The organism is Microlunatus parietis, from assembly GCF_013407955.1.
Classification (GTDB): Bacteria; Actinomycetota; Actinomycetes; order Propionibacteriales; family Propionibacteriaceae; genus Microlunatus; species Microlunatus parietis.
Map to the genome: position 1 here is coordinate 373,273 of NZ_JACCBU010000001.1, position 19,055 is coordinate 392,327.

Annotated in this window: 16 protein-coding genes; 3 read left to right on the forward strand and 13 right to left on the reverse strand. The window is 71.9% G+C overall.

What is annotated here, in order from left to right; genetic code table 11:
* Positions 1-55: 55 nt before the first annotated feature.
* On the forward strand, positions 56-919 hold the full coding sequence (locus tag BKA15_RS01855) for a PAC2 family protein (protein ID WP_312878790.1): 864 nt from the start codon (positions 56-58) through the stop codon (positions 917-919).
* An 87-nt stretch (positions 920-1,006) separates the two neighbouring features.
* On the opposite strand, the gene rpe is transcribed toward BKA15_RS01855, so the two are convergent.
* The 3 genes from rpe to fmt form a co-directional block, all read right to left on the reverse strand.
* Positions 1,007-1,678, reverse strand: a complete 672-nt coding sequence (gene rpe / locus BKA15_RS01860) for a ribulose-phosphate 3-epimerase (RefSeq protein ID WP_179747835.1) — start codon at positions 1,676-1,678, stop codon at positions 1,007-1,009.
* Positions 1,679-1,766: 88 nt separating this feature from the next.
* A complete protein-coding gene (locus BKA15_RS01865) occupies positions 1,767-3,215 on the reverse strand; it encodes an RsmB/NOP family class I SAM-dependent RNA methyltransferase (RefSeq protein ID WP_179747836.1) in 1,449 nt (482 codons plus the stop codon).
* 2 nt (positions 3,216-3,217) lie between these two features.
* Complete coding sequence (gene fmt, locus BKA15_RS01870) at positions 3,218-4,141, reverse strand: methionyl-tRNA formyltransferase (protein ID WP_179747837.1); 924 nt, start codon at positions 4,139-4,141, stop codon at positions 3,218-3,220.
* Between the two features lie 31 nt (positions 4,142-4,172).
* Between fmt and BKA15_RS01875 the strand changes: the two genes are divergently transcribed.
* Positions 4,173-4,967: a glycerophosphodiester phosphodiesterase gene (locus tag BKA15_RS01875; RefSeq protein ID WP_179747838.1), complete on the forward strand. Its 795-nt coding sequence runs from the start codon at positions 4,173-4,175 to the stop codon at positions 4,965-4,967.
* On the opposite strand, the gene BKA15_RS01880 is transcribed toward BKA15_RS01875, so the two are convergent.
* From BKA15_RS01880 to carA, 10 genes are all read right to left on the reverse strand, one after another.
* Positions 4,957-7,041, reverse strand: a complete 2,085-nt coding sequence (locus tag BKA15_RS01880) for a primosomal protein N' (protein ID WP_312878791.1) — start codon at positions 7,039-7,041, stop codon at positions 4,957-4,959. The two genes, BKA15_RS01875 and BKA15_RS01880, sit on opposite strands and share 11 nt — an antisense overlap.
* 114 nt (positions 7,042-7,155) lie before the next feature.
* Positions 7,156-8,349: a methionine adenosyltransferase gene (gene metK, locus BKA15_RS01885; RefSeq protein WP_179747839.1), complete on the reverse strand. Its 1,194-nt coding sequence runs from the start codon at positions 8,347-8,349 to the stop codon at positions 7,156-7,158.
* Between the two features lie 47 nt (positions 8,350-8,396).
* Positions 8,397-9,632, reverse strand: coding sequence for a bifunctional phosphopantothenoylcysteine decarboxylase/phosphopantothenate--cysteine ligase CoaBC (coaBC, locus tag BKA15_RS01890; RefSeq protein WP_179747840.1), 1,236 nt, complete (start codon positions 9,630-9,632; stop codon positions 8,397-8,399).
* Between the two features lie 25 nt (positions 9,633-9,657).
* Positions 9,658-9,978 carry a DNA-directed RNA polymerase subunit omega gene (gene rpoZ, locus BKA15_RS01895; RefSeq protein ID WP_179747841.1) on the reverse strand — a complete coding sequence of 107 codons (321 nt, stop codon included), beginning with the start codon at positions 9,976-9,978 and terminating at the stop codon, positions 9,658-9,660.
* 31 nt (positions 9,979-10,009) lie between these two features.
* Positions 10,010-10,642, reverse strand: a complete 633-nt coding sequence (gene gmk / locus BKA15_RS01900; protein WP_312878792.1) for a guanylate kinase — start codon at positions 10,640-10,642, stop codon at positions 10,010-10,012.
* Positions 10,639-10,983, reverse strand: a complete 345-nt coding sequence (gene mihF, locus BKA15_RS34725) for an integration host factor, actinobacterial type (protein ID WP_312878793.1) — start codon at positions 10,981-10,983, stop codon at positions 10,639-10,641. Before mihF ends, gmk begins: the two co-directional genes overlap by 4 nt.
* 851 nt (positions 10,984-11,834) lie before the next feature.
* Entirely contained in the window at positions 11,835-12,671 is an 837-nt protein-coding gene (gene pyrF, locus BKA15_RS01905; protein ID WP_179747843.1) for an orotidine-5'-phosphate decarboxylase, read from the reverse strand.
* Complete coding sequence (locus BKA15_RS01910) at positions 12,668-13,768, reverse strand: quinone-dependent dihydroorotate dehydrogenase (RefSeq protein WP_179758171.1); 1,101 nt, start codon at positions 13,766-13,768, stop codon at positions 12,668-12,670. The genes pyrF and BKA15_RS01910 overlap by 4 nt, the downstream gene beginning before the upstream one ends.
* A 2-nt stretch (positions 13,769-13,770) precedes the next feature.
* The gene (gene carB, locus BKA15_RS01915; RefSeq protein WP_179747844.1) at positions 13,771-17,085 is read right to left on the reverse strand and encodes a carbamoyl-phosphate synthase large subunit; all 3,315 of its coding nucleotides are present in this window, start codon (positions 17,083-17,085) and stop codon (positions 13,771-13,773) included.
* Positions 17,085-18,263, reverse strand: coding sequence for a glutamine-hydrolyzing carbamoyl-phosphate synthase small subunit (gene carA, locus BKA15_RS01920; RefSeq protein WP_179747845.1), 1,179 nt, complete (start codon positions 18,261-18,263; stop codon positions 17,085-17,087). The genes carB and carA overlap by 1 nt, the downstream gene beginning before the upstream one ends.
* 184 nt (positions 18,264-18,447) lie before the next feature.
* Here carA and BKA15_RS01925 point away from each other — a divergent pair, with 184 nt between their 5' ends.
* Complete coding sequence (locus BKA15_RS01925) at positions 18,448-19,038, forward strand: MarR family winged helix-turn-helix transcriptional regulator (RefSeq protein ID WP_179747846.1); 591 nt, start codon at positions 18,448-18,450, stop codon at positions 19,036-19,038.
* The last annotated feature ends 17 nt before the right edge of the window (positions 19,039-19,055 follow it).

Sequence of the window (19,055 nt, forward strand, 5' to 3'; positions counted from 1 at the left end):
ACCGATGAACAGTCGGGGGACCCGGTCACCAGTCGAGAGACGTAGGGTTGTCCCTGTGCCGGATCCCTCCCCCGAATCAGCCGCCGCGACCGTCGACCTGCGCGGGCTGAACGAGCCCTTCGCGGTGATCGCGTTCCAGGGCTGGAACGACGCGGGCAACGCCGCCTCGGACACCGTGCAGCGGCTCGCCGAGATCACCGACGCCAAGCTCGGGTACGAGATCGACGGCGAGGACTTCTACGACTTCCAGGTGAACCGGCCGGAGGTGCACCTCGACGACGACGGTGTCCGCCGGCTGACCTGGCCGGTCACCCAGGTCAAGGCGGGCCGGCTGTCCGACGGGCGGGACGTGGTGCTGATCGACGGCTACGAGCCGAACATGCGCTGGCGTCAGTTCTGCACGCTGATCACGTCGGCCCTGGAATCGGCCGGCGTGCGCCGCGTCTTCCTGCTCGGCGCGCTGCTCGCCGACACGCCGCACACCCGGCCCATCCCGGTGGGGCAGACCGCGAACGACCCGGCGACGGCGGAGCGGCTAGGCCTGGAGATGTCGACGTACGAGGGTCCGACCGGCATCGTCGGCGTGCTCGGCGACGCGCTGACCCGGGCCGGCACCGAGGTGGTCACGCTGTGGGCGGCGGTGCCGCACTACGTGTCCCGGACGCCCTGCCCCAAGGCGACGCTGGCGCTGCTGTCGAAGCTGGAGTCGACGCTCGACGTACCACTTGATCATGGCGACCTGCCCGAGCTGTCCCGGGCCTGGGAACGAGGCGTCGACCAACTCGCCGAGTCCGACGACGAGATCGCCGAATACGTCCAGACGCTGGAGCAGCAGCGCGACGAAACCGAACTGCCCGAAGCCTCCGGCGAGGCGATCGCCGCCGAGTTCGAGCGCTACCTCCGCCGCCGCGAGTCGTAGGCCCGGCCCGTACGCAGTCGTGCGAGTCACAGGCGTCACAGGGGGCTGCCAGTTTTTCACGTTACGTGAAAACCGGCAGGGTGATGATCACCGGGAGTGCGCGGCGTGAGCGGAAGCCTCGCTGCGCAGCGTGTTGACCATCGCGTCCGGGTCGTCGGCGCCGAAGACGGCGGAGCCCGCGACGAAGGTGTCGGCGCCGGCCTCGGCGCAGCGGGCGATCGTGTCCGCCGAGATGCCGCCGTCGACCTCGAGCCAGATGTCGGCGCCGGTGGCGTCCAGGAGTTCGCGGGTCCGGCGCAGCTTCGGCAGCATCACGTCGAGGAACTTCTGGCCGCCGAAGCCGGGCTCGACGGTCATGATCAAGATCAGGTCCAGTTCGCCGAGCAGGTCGGCGTACGGCTCGATCGGGGTGGCCGGCCGCAGTGCCATCCCGGCCCGGGCGCCACGGGCGCGCAGTTCGCGGGCCAAGCGGACCGGGGCCGAGGATGCCTCGACGTGGAACGTGACCGACTCCGCTCCGGCCTCGGCGTAGGACGGTGCCCAGCGGTCCGGTTCCTCGATCATCAGATGGATGTCGAGCAGCTTGTCGGTCGCCTTGCGCAGCGACTCGACCACCGGCAGCCCGAGCGTGAGATTCGGTACGAACCGGTAGTCCATCACGTCGACATGGATGCCGTCCGCGCTGCCCACCGCCGCGATCTCGGACTGCAGGTTAGCGAAGTCGGCCGACAGCAGGCTCGGCATGATCTTGATTCCCACGGCCCGCACTCTACTGACCGAAATCCAGCGGACTTTCCGGCCCAGGCCCGGTTCGGGCCGATTTCTCGCCGAGTGCGCTGGATTTCGGTCAGCCGACCCGCAGATAGGCCGCGAACATCGCATCCGTCTGGTGCCGGTGCGGCCAGAGTTGGAGGTACGGACCGACGGCGGAGTCCGGCAGCACCGGCAGCCCGGCGCCGGACAGGACCGTCGCCGCGTCGACGACCGTCACCCCGCGCCGTTGCGCAAGTACGGCCTCGACCACCTCGACGGTCTCGCGCCGGTGCGGCGAGCAGGTCACGTAGCCGACCAGGCCGCCCGGCCGGGCCGCATCCAGGGCCGAGCCGAGCAGGGCGCGCTGCAGCGGCACCAGCTGGTCCAGCGCCGCCGGGTCCCGCCGCCAGCGCGATTCGGGCCGGCGGCGCAGGGAGCCGAGGCCGGTGCACGGGACGTCGGCGAGCACCCGCTCGAACCGCCCGTTGGGCCAAGGTGGCGTGGTGCCGTCGGCGACGATCACGTCGACCGAGTCGAAGGCCCGGACCGCCGAGCGGACCAGGTCGGCCCGGTGCCGGCTCAGTTCGACCGCGAGCAGCCGGGCGCCCACGGCCTTGGCCAGCCCGGCCAGCAGGGCCGACTTCCCGCCCGGCCCGGCGCACAGGTCGAGCCAGGGACCCGACACGTCCTCTGAGCCTGTCGAAGGGCGAGGCAGGATCGGGCCTGGCCCTTCGACAGGCTCAGGGCGCGTTTCGACAAGCTCAGTGCGCGTTGGGCTCCACTGGCCCAGGGCCGCCGCGACGAGTTGCGAGCCTTCGTCCTGGACGCCCGCCCTCCCCTGTCGTACGGCAGCGAGGTCGGATGGCGAGCCGTGCCAGGTCGCGGCAAAAGGCGACCAACGGCCCGGTCCGGCGCCGGCGTCGAGCAGCTCCGACAGGTCCGCCAGCCCCGGCCGTACGGCGAGGGTCACGGCCGCCGGATCGTTGTTCGCCAACAGGGCCGGCTCCAGCTCGTCCTCGTCCAGAACCTCGGCATACGCGTCGACGATCCACGGCGGGTGGGCGGTGCGGACCGCCAGCGCCTCCCGCGGCGACAGGTCCCGGCCGAGCCAGTTGGTCCAGCCGGCATAGGTATCCACGGCGACCTTGCGCAGCACGGCGTTGACCAGTCCGGTGATCTTGGGCCCGGCCACCTCCCGGGCCAGTTCGACCGTGGTACCGACGGCGGCGTGCCTGGGCACCCGCATGGACAGGAGCTGGTGGGCTCCCAGCCGGAGCAGCACCAGCACCGGCCGGTCCAGCCGGTCAAGATCACGACCGGACGCGGACGCGAGGATCAGGTCGTAGGTGCCGGCGAGCCGGCTGGTGCCCGCGACCAGCTCGGTGGCGAACGCCGCGTCGCGCTGGTCCAGCGCACGTTCGGCGAACAGCCGGTTCATGATCAAGTTCGCGTACGCGCCCTCGGTCTCCACGGCCAGCAGCGCGTCGAACGCGGCCCGGCGCGCCGGATCGCGCGGCGGCTTGCTGGGCCGGCCGCCGGCCATGATCAGCCGAGCTTGTCGTCGGCGGCGAACGTGACACCGCGGGCCCAGTCGGCGGCCCGCATCGGCTTCTTGCCCTGCGCCTGCACCTGGCCGAGGTCGAGCGCACCGGCGCCGGTGCCGACGACGACCGCCTTCTTGGTCACCCGCAACTCGCCCGGGGCCAGCCTGTCCTCGTCCACCGGGGTCGCGGAGTTGATCTTGAACCGGTCCCCGCGGAACGTGGTCCAGGCCCCCGGCGCGGGCTGGCAGCCGCGCACCTGCCGGTCCAGTTCGACGGCGGTCCGCTGCCAGTCCAGCTGCCCGTCCTCGACGGTGAGCTTGGCGGCGTAGCTCTCGCCGGTCTCCGGCTGCGGCGTCGCGACGGCGGTGCCGGCGGCGAGCGCATCCATGGTGGCGACGAGCAGCCCGGCGCCGCGCTCGGCCAGCCGCCCGAGCAGGTCGCCGGCGGTGTCGGTCGGCCCGATCGGTTCGGTGATCGCGTCGAACACCGGCCCGGCGTCGAGCTCCTTGACGATCCGGAACGTGCACGCCCCGGTCTCCTGGTCGCCGGCCAGCACCGCATGCTGCACCGGGGCGGCGCCGCGCCACGCCGGCAGCAGCGAGAAGTGCAGGTTGACCCAGCCGTGCGGCGGGATGTCGAGCAGCCGTTGCGGCAGCAGCGCCCCGTACGCGACGACCGGGCAGCAGTCCGGCGCCAGCTCTGTCAGCCGCTGCACCAGCGCCGGGTCCTTCGCCCGCTCCGGCTTCAGCGTCTCCAGCCCGAGCTCAGCGGCGCGGGCGGCGACCGGGCTCGGGTGCAGCGTCCGGCCCCGACCGCTCGGCGCATCCGGCCGGGTGATCACCGCCACCACCTCGTGATCGGATTCGACCAGGGCGTTCAGGGCGGGGAGGGCCACTTCCGGGGTTCCGGCGAAGACGAGACGCACAAGCGGAGAGTGTATAAGCTGCCCGCTTGCCATGACTGACATCAGCGAGTTCATCGCGCGGCAGCCGTTCGTCGTCGCCCACCGGTGCGGCGGCGGCCGTTGGCCCGAGTTCTCGGTACGGGGCGTCCGCGGGTCCGTCGACCTCGGCGTCCGGGCCCTCGAGGTCAGCGTCTACACCGCCGCCACCGGCGAATGGGTGTGCTCCCACGATCGGTCGACGGTGCGCGCCACCGGGGTCGACCTCGACATCCCGACCACGCCGTGGGCCGAGCTGCGGCGCCTGCGCAGCCGGGCCGACCACACCTCCGATCCGGGCCAGGACCCGACGCCGCTGCTGTTGCTGACCGACCTGATCGAGGCCTGTCCGCCGAACCAGCTCCTGTTCCTCGATCACAAGGAGACCTCGGGCGGGCGCGGAGAGACCGACCAGGAGGCGGTGGGCCGCGAGCAAAGACTGCTCGACTTCCTCGACAGCATCCCAGGCCTGGCCGAGCGAGTCGTCTGGAAGGTGTTCGCCCCCGCCGAGGAGTCCCGGCGGCGGGCCGCCGAGCGCGGCTACCCGTCCTGGGGCATCCACTACTCGGCGACCCTGGACCAGCACATCCGGGACGCCAAGCGGTTCGATCTGCTCGGGTTGGAGTGGGACGCGCCGGAACCGGCCTGGCGGGCGATCACCGCCCTCGGCCGGCCGGTGATCGGCCACATCGTCGCCTCCCGGCAGCAGGGCGAGGTCGCCCTGGGCCGCGGCGCGGCCGGGCTGATGGCCTCGACGCCGGCAGACTTCGCGGACCTGCTCCCCGCCTCGGGCCGAGGGGTCAGTCGATGATCTGAGGGTCGACCCGAAGCCGGAGCCCACCCTCGCTCTTGCGGGCACTCCTGATCGCGGCGACCTCCTTCGCGGCTCGGGCCAGCCGGTCGCCGAACGCGCGCGGGCCGCGCAGGGTGAGCCGCCAGACCGGTTCGTCGGCGTCGGCCAGCCGGGACTGCTCAGGCAGCTCGACCGGGCCGAGCAGCTCGGTGCCGTCCGGCAGCTGGGCCAGCGCGACGAACTCGTCCAGCGCCTCCCGCCGTCCCTCGGCGGTGATCAACTTCACCGCGGGCGGGAAGTGCGCCTCGCCGCGTTCGGCCAGCTCGCGGGCGGCGAACCCGGCCGCGTCCAGCCGGACCAGCGCCTGCAGCGCCCGGCCGGAGCTCTCCCCCACGGCGAGCACGGTGCCGCCGTCACCGCCGGGCCGGACCAGCGCGGTCGCGTTGAACCAGCGGCGCAGCGCCTCCTCCGCCGCGCGCAGGTCCGGCCGCAGCAGCAGGATCGAGGTGTCCAGCAGCAGGGCCGCCGCGTACCCGTCGCTGGCGTACGGCTCCGCGCCCGGAGTGGTGACGACGATCGCCGAGTCCGGCCCGACCTCGCTCAGCACGGACCCGCCGGCGGACCGCCGGACCGGGGTCTGGCTGAACGCCCGGCCCAATTCCTCGGCGGTACGTTCAGCGCCGACGACCGGGGCCCGGAGCCGCCGACCGCCGCAGATCGGGCAGGCCCAGTCGGCCTGCAGACGGCCGCACCAGGTGCAGGACGCCGGCTGATCGCCCGGCCCCTGCCGGGTCGGCCCACCGCAGAACTGGCACCGGACCGGTTCCCGGCAGGTCTGGCAGATCAGGGCCAGCAGATAGCCGGCCCGCGGCACCTGGACCAGCACCGGTCCCTGGGTGAGCCCGGTCCGGATCACCTCGAACGCCTCCCGCGGCAGCCGCAGAGCCCGGGCCAGCGGGTCGCGTTCCAGCCGGGAGTCGCTGTCCGCGGTGACCTTGACCCGCGGCGCCAGCCGGCGCAGCGACGTACGCTCCAACGCCACCTCGTGCGCCCAGCCGGACTCCAGCCAGGACTGCACCTCGACGCTGCGCCCGTACGAGGCGACCAGGACGGCACACGGCTCCGTCACGGCCCGCAGGGCGAGCACATCTCGGGTGTGCGGGTACGGCGCGCGCTGCTCGGACAGCAGGTCGTCGCCGTCGTCCCAGACCCCGACCAGGCCGAGGTCCCGTACCGGAGCGAAGGCGGCGGCGCGAGTGCCGATCACCACCGGGACGTCGCCGCGCAGCGCGGCCAGGAAGGAGCGGTAGCGCGCCGACGGGCCGAGTTCCGCGGTCAACTGGACGAACGACCGCTCGCCGAGCCGCTCGGCGCAAGCGGCGGCCAGCCGATCCAGGTCGCGCCGGTCCGGCACGATCAGGATGGCGCCGCGACCGCCGGCCACCGTGGCCGCGGCCGCCTCGGCGAACCCGGTCGCCCAGTCCCCGCTCGGATCGGTGCTCGGCGTCGGCCGCCACACCGCGCGCGGGTTCCGGCCGTCGCGGAGCGCGGCCAGCAGCCCGGGCCCGTCCGGGAACGTGGCCCAGATCGGATCGGGCTGGGGTGCCCCGGTCTGCCCCTCGACAGGCTCGGTGGCCGCTGAGCGGCGCGGTTCGGCCTCGGTCGCCGCATGCCTCGGCGGTACGGCGAGCCGCAGCACATCGGCGAAGCAGCCGGCATAGTGGTCGGCCACCCGGCGGATCAGCCGGGCCACCGCCGGCGTCAGCACCGGCTCGGCGGAGATGATCTTGTGCAGCGGCGCCAGGGTGCCGTCGTGCTCGGACGCGTCCAGCCGCTCCAGGATGAAGCCGTCCCGCAGCTTCCCCGCGAACCGGACCCGGACCCGCGCCCCCGGCACCGCGTCCTCGTGCTGGGCCGGCAGCACCCGGTAGTCGAACGGCCGATCGAGATGGCTCAGCGAGACGTCGACCGCGACCCGCGCGACCGGCCGCTCCGCCGCCTGGGCCGGCCGTTCACCCGTCGCGCCGCCGCGGGCCGGCTTCGCCGGGGCGGGGGCGGCCACATCGAGGGCCGGTTGCTGGGCGTCGGACACACCCGGATGATAGGGGGCGACCGCTGACAGAAGGCCAGAACGCTCCCTGAGCTTGTCGAAGGGCAGGCCGGATCTGGCTCGGCCCTTCGACCGGTTCAGGGAACTGAGGCGGGCTCAGCCCTTGACGGCCTTGGCCAGCGCCTCGGCGCGGTCGGTGCGCTCCCAGGTGACGCCGGGCAGGTCGCGACCGAAGTGGCCGTACGCGGCGACCTGGGCGTAGACCGGGTTCTTCAACTCCAGATCGCGGATGATCGCGGCCGGGCGCAGGTCGAACGTGGCCAGCACGGCCTGCTGGATCTGCTCCGTCGGGACCGCCTCGGTGCCGAAGGTCTCCACATAGAAGCCGACCGGCTGCGCCTTGCCGATCGCGTACGCGACCTGCACCTCGCACCGCTTCGCGAGGCCGGCGGCCACGACGTTCTTGGCCACCCAGCGCATCGCGTACGCGGCGGACCGGTCCACCTTCGACGGGTCCTTGCCGGAGAACGCGCCGCCACCGTGCCGGGCCATGCCGCCGTAGGTGTCGACGATGATCTTGCGGCCGGTCAGGCCGGCGTCGCCCATCGGGCCGCCGATCTCGAACCGGCCGGTCGGGTTGACCAGCAGCCGGAAGTCGCTCGAGTCGATCGCGTAGTCGTCCAGGACGGCCTCGACGACGTGCTTGCGGACGTCCGGGGTGAGCAGCCGGTCCAGGTCGATGTCGGCGGCGTGCTGGCTGGACACGACGACGGTCTCCAGCCGGGTCGGGCGGTCGCCGTCGTACTCGATGGTGACCTGGGTCTTCCCGTCCGGCCGCAGGTACGGCATCGTGCCCTCCTTGCGGACGGCGGACAGCCGCTCGGCCAGCCGGTGGGCCAGGTCGATCGGCAGCGGCATCAGGCTCGGGGTCTCGTCGCAGGCGTACCCGAACATCAGGCCCTGGTCGCCGGCGCCCTGCAGGTCGAGCTCGTCGACGGAGCTGCCGGTCCGCTTCTCGAACGCCGTGTCGACGCCCTGCGCGATGTCCGGGGACTGCTGACCGATCGCGATCTGAACGCCGCAGGAGGCGCCGTCGAAGCCCTTGGCCGAGGAGTCGTAGCCGATGCTGAGCACCCGGTCGCGGACGATCTTGGGGATCTCGACGTAGGCCTCCGTGGTGACCTCGCCGGCCACCACGACCAGCCCGGTGGTCACCAGGGTCTCCACCGCGACCCGGCTGTGCGGGTCCTCGGCGAGCATCGCGTCCAGCACCGAGTCGCTGATCTGGTCGGCGATCTTGTCCGGATGCCCTTCGGTCACCGACTCCGATGTGAAGAGCCGTCCAGCCATGTCATCTCCCTAGCGTGTGTCTCGTATCGGTGGGTTCGCCCCGCACCCTATCGTCGTGTACGAAGCTCCACGGCGATGTCCAGAACTCGGTGCGCCAACGTGTCCTTGGTCCCGGCCCAGGGGCCGTGCCGGCCGCCACCGTACTGGTCCGAGGTGAACACCGAGATCTCGCTCGTCGAACTCCCGAACACCTTCCCGCCGCTGACGTCGTTGATCACCAGCGCGTCGCAGCCCTTGCGGGCCAGCTTCGCGGCGCCGAGCTCGGCCAGCGTGGCGGTCTCGGTCGGCGTCTCGGCGGCGAACCCGATGATCACCTGGTCCGGGTCGGTCCGGTCCCGGACCAGCCCGGCCAGCACGTCGGTGGTCTGCCGCAACTCGAGTCGGAGGCCGTCGTCGCCGGACTTCTTGATCTTGGTCTGGCTCGCCTCGGCGGGCCGGAAGTCGGCCGGCGCGGCGGCCATGATCACGATGTCGGCGTCCTTGGCGGCCCGGGTCATCGCCTGGGCCAGGTCGCCGGTCGAGCCGATCCGGTCCAGGTCGATGCCGGGCGGCGGCGGCAGGTCCACGTTGGCCGCGACCAGCCGGACCTCAGCGCCGCGGAGCACCGCGGCCCGGGCCAGCGACCAGCCCATCCGGCCGGACGAGGCGTTGCCGAGGAAGCGGACCGGGTCCAGGTGTTCCCGGGTGCCGCCGGCGCTGACCGCGACCCGCAGGCCGGCCAGATCGCGCCGCGCTGCCCGTACGGCGAGGTCGGGATCGGCCAGGATGCCGAACGCGATCGAGGCCAGTTCTTCGGGATCGGGCAGTCGGCCGGGCCCGGAGTCGGCGCCGGTGAGCCGGCCGCTGTCCGGGTCGACGACCACCGAGCCGCGCTCGCGCAGCGTCGCCACGTTGTGCTGGGTCGCCGGGTGCAGCCACATCTCCGTGTGCATCGCCGGCGCGAAGACGACCGGGCAGCGGGCGGTGAGCATGATGTTGGTGAGCAGATCATCGGCCCGGCCGGTCGCGGCCCGCGCCAGCAGGTCGGCGGTGGCCGGAGCGATCAGGACCAGGTCGGCCTGCTGACCGAGCGCCACGTGCGGCACCCGGTGCGCGTCCTGCCAGACCTCGGTGCTGACCGGCCGCCCGGACAGGGCGGCCCAGGTGGCCTCACCGACGAACCGCAGCGCCGACTCGGTGGGCACGACCGTCACCTCGTGCCCGTCGGCCTTGAGCCGGCGCAACAGTTCGCACGCCTTGTAGGCGGCGATGCCGCCGGCCACACCCAAAAGGATCCGGCTCATCTCGGCACCTCTGGGTGTCGTCGGATCAGGCGGAGGCGGGGCCGTCGCCGAACGGCTCGTCGGTCACCTCGACCGGCGCGTCGCCCTCGCCGTCGATGTCGGTGCAGGTCAGTACGCCGGCGTTGACCTCGCGCAGCGCGATGGACAGCGGCTTCTCCTGGACCGAGGTCTCCACCAGCGGTCCGACGTTGTCCAGCAGACCCTCGCCCAGCTGCGAGTAGTAGGCGTTGATCTGGCGGGCCCGCTTGGCGGCGTAGAGCACCAGCTTGTACTTCGAGTCGGTGTGCTCGAGCAGCTCGTCGATCGGCGGGTTGGTGATGCCTTCGGGCGTGGCGGTGTTGGACAAGGTGGTCCCTCGATTGGTCTTCGGACGGGAGTTATCGGTCCGCCTGCGCGGACAGACCCAACAACACTACCAACTCGGCCACGGCCTGGTCGATTTCGGTGTTGACGACGACGTGGTCGAACTCGTCCACGGCCAGCATCTCGGCCCGGGCCGTGGTCAGCCGCCGCTCCCGTTCCGCAGCGGACTCGGTGCCCCGGCCGACCAGCCGGCGCACCATCTCGTCCCAGGACGGCGGCATCAGGAACACGTACTGGACGTCGGCGGGCTCGATCCCCCCGGCCGTTCGGCCGCAGGCCTGCTTCACCTGGCGGGCGCCCTGAAGGTCGATCTCCAGGATGGCCGGCCGGCCCGCCGCGAGCGCGGCCCGGACCGGCTCCCGCGGCGTGCCGTACCGATAGGAGTTGTGCACGACGGCCCACTCCAGCAAGGCGCCGTCGGCGATCAGCCGGTCGAACTCGGCGTCATCGACGAAGAGATAGTGGACCCCGTCGACCTCACCCGGCCGAGCCGGCCGGGTGGTCGCCGACACCGACACGAAGACCTCCGGCCGGGTCTCGCGCAGCCGGCCCACCACGGTGCCCTTGCCGACCGCGGTCGGTCCGGACAGCACGGTGAGACGCGGCCGCCGGCCGTCGTTCCCGGGTCCCGCAGCTGACCCGGTCACGATCCGTTGCGGCTGGAGCGGCTGGTCCGAGCCTCGAACTCGGCCAGCAGTCCGGTCGCCTGATGTCGGCCGAGCCCGCGTAACCGGCGGTTCGGCGCGATCTCCAGTCGATCCATGACTTGCGCGGCGCGGACGTCGCCCACCCGCGGCACACATTTCACGATGTCGACCACCTTGATCTGTGCGATCACGTCATCGCTCTCGGCCAGGCTCAACACCTCGGCCAGGGTCTGCTCGCCGGCCCGCAGGGCGCGTTTCACCTCGGCCCGGCGGCGCCGTGCTTCGGTGGCGGCGTGCCTGGCCTGCTCGCGCTGGGCGTCACTCAGCGGCGGAATGGTCACAATCCCCCTCGTCTCCAGGTTCGTTCGTCGGTACGGCAGCGCCGTCGCAACGGGCCCGTCCCGGCATGATCAACATCGCTGCGGCGTGATCAAGATCGGTGCGGCGGGCACTGCGGTGGGTCAGGGGGAAACCTATAGCAAGCCGCCCGCCGAGTTCACCCGACCCACCAGACCTGTAACACCCTTGTGTCATCGCTCCTGACCGGGCCGGAACGGGGCCGCGACGAACCTCTCGCGGCGGCCGGAAACCGCCGCTCCCCGACCGTCGTTCGCGCTCGGCCGGCGCCGACCCCGAGCGCCCGTTGATCATGTCGCCGAACGGACGCGTTGACCGGCAAACCGCCGCGACATCGAGGTCAATGCATCCGCTCGCTTGTGCAGGCAGTGTCGGCCAGCCGGGTAGCGCAATCCCGGGTTGACCAGCCCGGCCCGATCGGGTCCGGAATCTCGGGCGGCGGGGTTCACACCGATGATCACTGCGGTCCGGGCCGGCAGCCGATGAGACCGCGGCGCGGCTCTTGCGGCTGGATCACGGACGGCGCCAGGACTTGCGGTCTGCCCCTGCCCTGCGGATCGCCCGCCGGATCGGTCCGGTCACGATCCCGGAACCGCCACCGCCCTCGGGGCTCCACTCCGCGACAGGCTCACCAACCGGCGGGCAGGCACCCCCATCGCCGGCCGGCCGTGCGGCCAGAAGTCACCCATCGAACTCGACCGCGACTGGCCCGGACCTCATGATCGACAACCGGAGGAGAAGGTCGCCCCTGCGGTCCCGACCCGGTGATCGACTGGTCACTTCTGCAGCGACACGCCGCAAAAACGCCTGCTTTTGTGACCGGTCGGCGGGGTTGTTAGGGGGTCAGGGCTGCGGTGGAGCGGTTGGCGAGGGACGTGGCGACGCGGCGCAGGGCGTCCGGGTCGGGGCCGGCGGAGAGGACCTCGCGGCTGGCCGAGGGCAGCACCAATGGAGTCGCGGCGCCGAAGATCGCCGGCAGGTGTTCCGGCTCGCCGCCCTGGGCACCGACGCCGGGCGCCAGGATCGATCCGTTCAGCCGGGTGAAGTCGAGGCCCGGCGGCTCGATGGTGGCGCCGACGACGAGGCCGACCGAGCCGAGCGGGGTGGCGCCGGCGTTGCGCGCGGCGGCCCAGTCGAGCACCGTCTCGGCGACGCTGAACCCGGCGGCGGTCCGGGCCCGCTGCTGGGCCGGGGCCTCCGGGTTGCTGGTCAACGCCAGCACGTAGAGGCCGCGGCCGTGCTGGTCGGCCAGGTCGGCGGTCGCCGCGAACGTCTCCACGCCGAGGTACGGGCTGACGGTGATGGCGTCCGCCGCCAGGGGCGAGCCGTCGGCCAGGTAGGCGGCGGCGTAGGCGTCCATGGTGGAGCCGATGTCGCCGCGCTTCACGTCCAGCAGCGAGATCGCGCCGGCCTGGGCGATGTCGGCCAGCACCAGTTCCAGGACGGCGATCCCGGCGGAGCCGTACGCCTCGAAGAAGGCCGACTGCGGCTTGAACACCGCCACCGTCTCGCCGAGCGCCTCGACCACGCCGCGGGCGAACCGCTCCAGGCCGGCGGCGTCGCGCGGCAGGTCCCAGCGGTCCAGCAGGCCGGGGTGCGGATCGACGCCGACGCACAGCGCGCCCCGTTCGCCGACCGCGGCTGTCAGTCGCTCCCCGTACGGTGCCGTCATGACGATTCCTCTCTCCGAGAGCCGGTCGCGATGGTGCGCCGGCCGCGCCCCACCAGGGTCCCGCTGCGCCGCTTGTCGATCGCCCGGATCAGCCCCGGGCCGGCATAGATGAAGCCGGTGTAGAGCTGCACCAGCGCGGCCCCGGCGTCGAACATCGCCCGCGCGTCGTCCGCGGTCATGATGCCGCCGACGCCGATCACGGGCAGCGTCGTGCGTTCGGTCAGGAACGCGACGACCGCGCGCGCCCGGCGGGTCAGCGGAGCGCCGGACAGCCCGCCCGTCTCGGCGGCCAGCCCGAGGTCGGCGTAGCGGATCCCGTCCCGGGCCAGCGTCGTGTTGGTCGCGATCAGGCCGCTGACGCCGCATTCGGTGCAGACGCCGAGCAGTTCCTCCAGCGCGTCCTCGGTGAGGTCGGGCGCGACCTTGACGAACACGGGCACCGGGCGGAAATGACCGGCGGACCGGATCGCGCTGAGCAGGTCCCGCAGTGCGCCGGCCTCCTGCAGCGTGCGCAGGCCCGGTGTGTTCGGGCTGGACACGTTGATCGCGACGTAGTCGGCGTGCGGCGCCAGCAGCCGGTAGGAGATCAGGTAGTCCTCGGTCGCCCGCTCCAGCGGCGTGATCTTGGTCTTGCCGAGCGAGATCCCGATCGGCATCCCGGCCACGCCGTTGCCCCGCCAGACGCCCGCCGTCACCAGCCGCCGGGCGAGCACCTCGGCACCGGCGTTGTTGAAGCCCATCCGGTTGATGATCGCTTCGCTCGCCGGCAGCCGGAACAGCCGGGGCCGGTCGTTGCCCGGCTGGGCGCCGGCGGTGACCGTGCCGAGTTCGGCGTGCGAGAAGCCGAGGGCCGACCAGGCCAGCACGGCCCGGCCGTCCTTGTCCATCCCGGCGGCGAGCCCGACCCGGCCCGGGAAGTCGATCCCGGCGACCCGGACCGGCTCGCCGCGGCGGTCCAGCGCCAGCCGGACCAGGCGGCGCAGCACCGGTGAGGCGCCGACGCGTTCGATCATGGCCAGGGTGCGCTCGTGCACAGCCTCGGCGTCGCCGCCCGCCATCGAGAACAGCACCGGCCGCACCAGCCGCCGGTAGAGCATGCTCACCGATCCAGCTCGGCCGACCAGGACTGCAGCGAGCGCACCGAGAGGATGCCGGTGCGGACCGACTCGATCCCCTGCACCGCCGCGGCCAGGCCCTGCACCGTGGTCACGCACGGGATGTTGCGGAGCACGGCCGCGGTGCGGATCTCGTACCCGTCGTAGCGCGGCCGGCCGTCCTCGCTCAGCCCGTGCGGCGTGTTGAAGATCAGGTCGACCTCGCCGTCCAGGATCGCCTGGACGATCGTCTTCTCGCCGTTCGGACCGGGGCCCTGGGTGTGCTTGCGGACCGAGGTGACGGCGACGCCGTGCCGGCTCAGCATGGACGCGGTGCCGGTCGTGGCCAGAATGTGAAAGCCCAGGTCGGCCAGCCGCTTCACCGGGAAGATCACGTGCCGTTTGTCCCGGTTGGCCACCGAGACGAACACGGTGCCCTTGGTCGGCAGCGGCCCGAACGCGGCCACCTGGCTCTTCGCGAACGCGGTGCCGAAGTCGTGGTCGAGGCCCATCACCTCGCCGGTGGACTTCATCTCCGGGCCGAGGATGGTGTCGACTGAGATCCCTTCGACGGTACGGAAGCGGTTGAACGGCATCACCGCTTCCTTGACCGCGATCGCCCCGCCCGGCCGGTCCACGCTGCCGTCACCCTCGCGCCGGAGCAGGCCCTCACCGCGCAGGTCGGCGACGGTGGCGCCGAGCATGATCCGGGCCGCCGCCTTGGCCAGCTGGGTGCCGGTCGCCTTGGACACGAACGGGACCGTCCGGGACGCCCGCGGGTTCGCCTCCAGGACGTAGAGCGTGTCGCCGGCGAGGGCGTACTGGATGTTGATCAGGCCACGCACCCCGACGCCGCGGGCGATCGCCTCGGTCGAGGTCCGGATCCGTTCCATCACGGCCGCGCCGAGGGTGATCGGCGGCAGCGCGCAGGCCGAGTCGCCGGAGTGCACGCCGGCCTCCTCGATGTGCTCCATCACGCCGCCCAGATAGAGATCAGTGCCGTCGTAGAGGGCGTCGACGTCGATCTCCACCGCGTCGTCGAGGAACCGGTCGACCAGCACCGGGTGGGCCGGCGACACCTCGGTCGCCCGGGCGATGTAGGAGCCGAGCGAGGCCTCGTCGTAGACGATCTCCATGCCCCGGCCGCCGAGCACGTACGAGGGACGCACCAGCACCGGGTAGCCGATCTCGTCGGCGACCCGTTTCGCCTCGGTGAAGGAACGGGCCAGGCCGTGCTTCGGCGCCGGCAGGTCGGCCGCTGCGAGCACCTCGCCGAACGCGCCGCGTTCCTCGGCCAGGTGGATCGCCTCCGGGCTGGTCCCGACGATCGGCACCCCGGCGTCCTTGAGCGCCTGGGCCAGCCGGAGCGGGGTCTGGCCGCCGAGCTGGACGATCACGCCGGCGATCGGGCCGGCCAGCGCCTCGGCGTGGACGACCTCGAGGACGTCCTCGCAGGTGAGCGGCTCGAAGTAGAGCCGGTCCGAGGTGTCGTAGTCGGTCGACACGGTCTCCGGGTTGCAGTTGACCATGATCGTCTCGTAGCCGGCCTCGGACAGCGCCATCGACGCGTGCACGCAGGAGTAGTCGAACTCGATCCCCTGCCCGATCCGGTTCGGCCCGCTGCCCAAGATCAACACCGCCGGCTTGGTCCGCGGTGCGACCTCGTTCTCGAAGTCGTACGAGCTGTAGTGGTACGGCGTCCGGGCGGCGAACTCGGCGGCACAGGTGTCGACGGTCTTGTAGACCGGCCGGACCCCGAGCGCCCAGCGGACCCCGCGGACCACGTCCTCGCTGAGCCGGCGCAGCGCCGCCAGCTGGGCGTCGGAGAAGCCGTGTCGCTTGGCCAGCAGGATCAACTCCGGCGTCAGCTCGGGCGCGTTCTTGATCGTCTCGGCGAGCTCGGTGAGCAAGATCAACTGGTCGATGAACCAGGGATCGATCTTGGTCGACTCGTGCACCTGTTCCAGCGTCGCGCCGGCCCGAAGGGCCTTGATCACCAGGCCGAGCCGGCCGTCGTGCGGCCGGGCGGCGCGCTCCAGCAGGTCATCGACCGGCTCGGTCACCGGGTTGGCGAAGTCGAACGGCGCCCGGGTGTCTTCCAGGCTGCGCAGCGCCTTGCCGAGCGCCTCGGTGAAGTTCCGGCCGATCGCCATCGCCTCGCCGACGCTCTTCATGTGCGTGGTCAGGGTGGAGTCGGCGGACGGGAACTTCTCGAACGCGAACCGCGGGATCTTGACCACGACGTAGTCCAGGGTCGGCTCGAACGAGGCAGGCGTCTCCTGGGTGATGTCGTTGGGGATCTCGTCCAGCGTGTAGCCGATGGCCAGCTTGGCGGCGATCTTGGCGATCGGGAACCCGGTCGCCTTGGACGCCAGCGCACTGGACCTCGACACCCGCGGGTTCATCTCGATCACGATCATCCGGCCGTCCTCCGGGTTGATCGCGAACTGGATGTTGCAGCCGCCGGTGTCGACGCCGACGTCGCGGATGATCCCGATCGCGACGTCGCGCATCCGCTGGTACTCGCGGTCGGTCAGCGTCATCGCCGGCGCGACGGTGATCGAATCGCCGGTGTGCACGCCCATCGGGTCGAGGTTCTCGATCGAGCAGACGATCACCACGTTGTCGCTGGAGTCCCGCATCACCTCCAGCTCGTACTCCTTCCAACCCAGGATCGATTCCTCGATCAGCACCTCGGTGGTCGGGCTGGCGGACAGGCCGGCGCCGGCGATCCGGCGAAGATCATGCTCGTCGTGGGCGAAGCCGGAGCCGACGCCGCCCATGGTGAAGCTGGGCCGCACCACCAGCGGGTAACCAAGATCATCCGCGGCCGCCAGCACGTCGTCCATCGAGTGGCAGATGATGCTGCGGGCCACCTCGCCCGGCCCGCCGGCGATCCCGGTCAGGCCCTCGACGATCGTCTTGAACGTCTCCCGGTTCTCGCCGCGCTGGATCGCCTCGACCGAGGCGCCGATCAGCTCGACGCCGTACTGCTTGAGCACCCCGCGCTCGTGCAGGGCGATCGCCGTGTTCAGCGCGGTCTGGCCGCCCAGCGTGGCCAGCAGTGCGTCCGGCCGCTCCTTGGCGATCACCTGCTCCACGTACTCGGGCGTGATCGGCTCGACGTAGGTCGCGTCGGCGAACTCCGGGTCGGTCATGATCGTCGCCGGGTTCGAGTTGACCAAGATCACCCGGAAGCCCTCGGCCTGGAGCACCCGGCAGGCCTGGGTGCCGGAGTAGTCGAACTCGCAGGCCTGGCCGATCACGATCGGGCCGGAGCCGATCACCAGGATCGACGAGATGTCGTTCCGCCGCGGCATCAGTGATCACCTCCAGCCTTGCGTTCCATCACTTCGATGAACCGGTCGAACAGGTAGTCGGCGTCGTGCGGGCCGGCCGCCGCCTCCGGGTGGTACTGCACCGAGAAGGCGATCAGGTTGCCGTCCGCGTCGGTCAGCTGGACGCCCTCGACGACCTGGTCGTTCAGGCAGAGGTGGCTCACCGACGCCATGCCGTACGGAGTCTCGCGGACCTCGTCCGGGTCCGCCTCGACGGCGAACCCGTGGTTGTGCGCGGTGATCTCGACCCGCCGGGTGGTCAGGTCCATCACCGGCTGGTTGATCCCGCGGTGCCCGTACCCGAGCTTGTAGGTGCCGTAGCCCAGCGCCCGGCCGAACACCTGGTGGCCGAAGCAGATGCCGAAGTACGGCAGCTTGTCGGCCAGCGCCCGGCGCAGCAGTGCGATCGGCCCGGTCGCCGCGGAGGGGTCGCCGGGACCGTTGGAGAAGAAGACGCCGTCGGGCTGGAGCGCCAGCAGTTCGTCGTACGTGATCGTGGACGGGACCACGTGCACGTCGATGCCGCGTTCGGCCATCCGCTGCGGCGTCATCGCCTTGATGCCAAGATCGACGGCGGCGACCCGGAACCGGGCCTCGCCCTTGGCCTTGACCAGGTACGGCTCGGTCGCGGTCACCTCGTCGGCCAGGTGCGCGCCGTGCATCGATGGCGACGCCTTGACCCGTTCCAGCAGCTCGTCCGGCGTGGTACCGGTGCTCGAGATGCCGACCCGCATGGCTCCGCGCTCGCGCAGGTGACGGGTCAGCGCGCGGGTGTCGATGCCGCTGACGCCGACGACGCCCTGGGCCCGGAGTTCGTCGGTGAGGCTGCGCCGGGAGCGCCAGTTCGAGGGCACCCGGGCCGGGTCGCGGACCACGTACCCGGCGACCCAGATCTTGCCGGATTCGTCGTCCTCGTCGTTCCAGCCGGTGTTGCCGATGTGCGGCGCGGTCGCGATCACAACCTGACGGTGGTAGCTCGGGTCGGTCAGTGTCTCCTGGTAGCCGGACATCCCGGTCGAGAACACCGCCTCGCCGAAGGTCTCCCCCACCGCACCGAAGGCCCGGCCGCGGAAGGTGGTGCCGTCCTCGAGCACGAGGAGGGCCGGAGTGTCGGCTCCGGACTGTGGGTCTGCGGGCGCGCGCGAAGGCGATTCGGGCATGACCGTCCTTTCCTGCCTCACGGGACAGGTCTTAAAGGTTGGCGAGATCCGTAGCAGCGTATCAGTGGCACACCAGTGTCCTGCGTCACGCACGAGCCCGTATCCGGAAGTGATAGTTGCCCTATGAAAACAATCTGGATATAGTTTCATACGCTAAGTAACGATCCTGTCGGGAGCCGCCATCGTGTCCAGTTCTCCTTCCCGCCCCGAGGCGGACGTGCCCGACTCCGGAGCGCCGGAGCGGGCCGTCCCGGACCGGACCCCGATCGTCGAACTGCTCGAGACGCTCGGCCAACTGATCCGCACCGCGCGGGCGCTGAACCACCGGCAGACCGAGGAGATGGGCTTCAGCGGCACCCCGTTCGGCATCATCAAGCTGCTCGCCGACGGTGATCGGCGGCCGGGCGACCTGGCCGCGGAACTTCAGATCGCGCCGTCGGTGGTGTCCCGGGCCCTGGTGCCGCTGGAGCGCGACGGCCAGATCGAGCGCCGCCTCGACCCGGCCGACGCCCGCTCGTTCCGGCTGGCGCTGACCGAGGCCGGCCGGGCCCGACTGGCCCGCCGCCGCGAGCTGATCCAGGCCAGGATCGAGCGGCTGCTCGAGGACTGGCCCGCGGAGGACATCGCCACCATGACCACGCTGATGCGAAGGCTCGAGGCCACCATCCAGGCCCACGCCGACGAACTCCTGCAACCGCCGGCCGAACGCGCCGAGCCGCCGCCCCCGGCCCCGGCGCCACCGACGCCCGTCACTGCCCAGACCGTGCCGGCCTGATCGTCCGGCCGACGAAC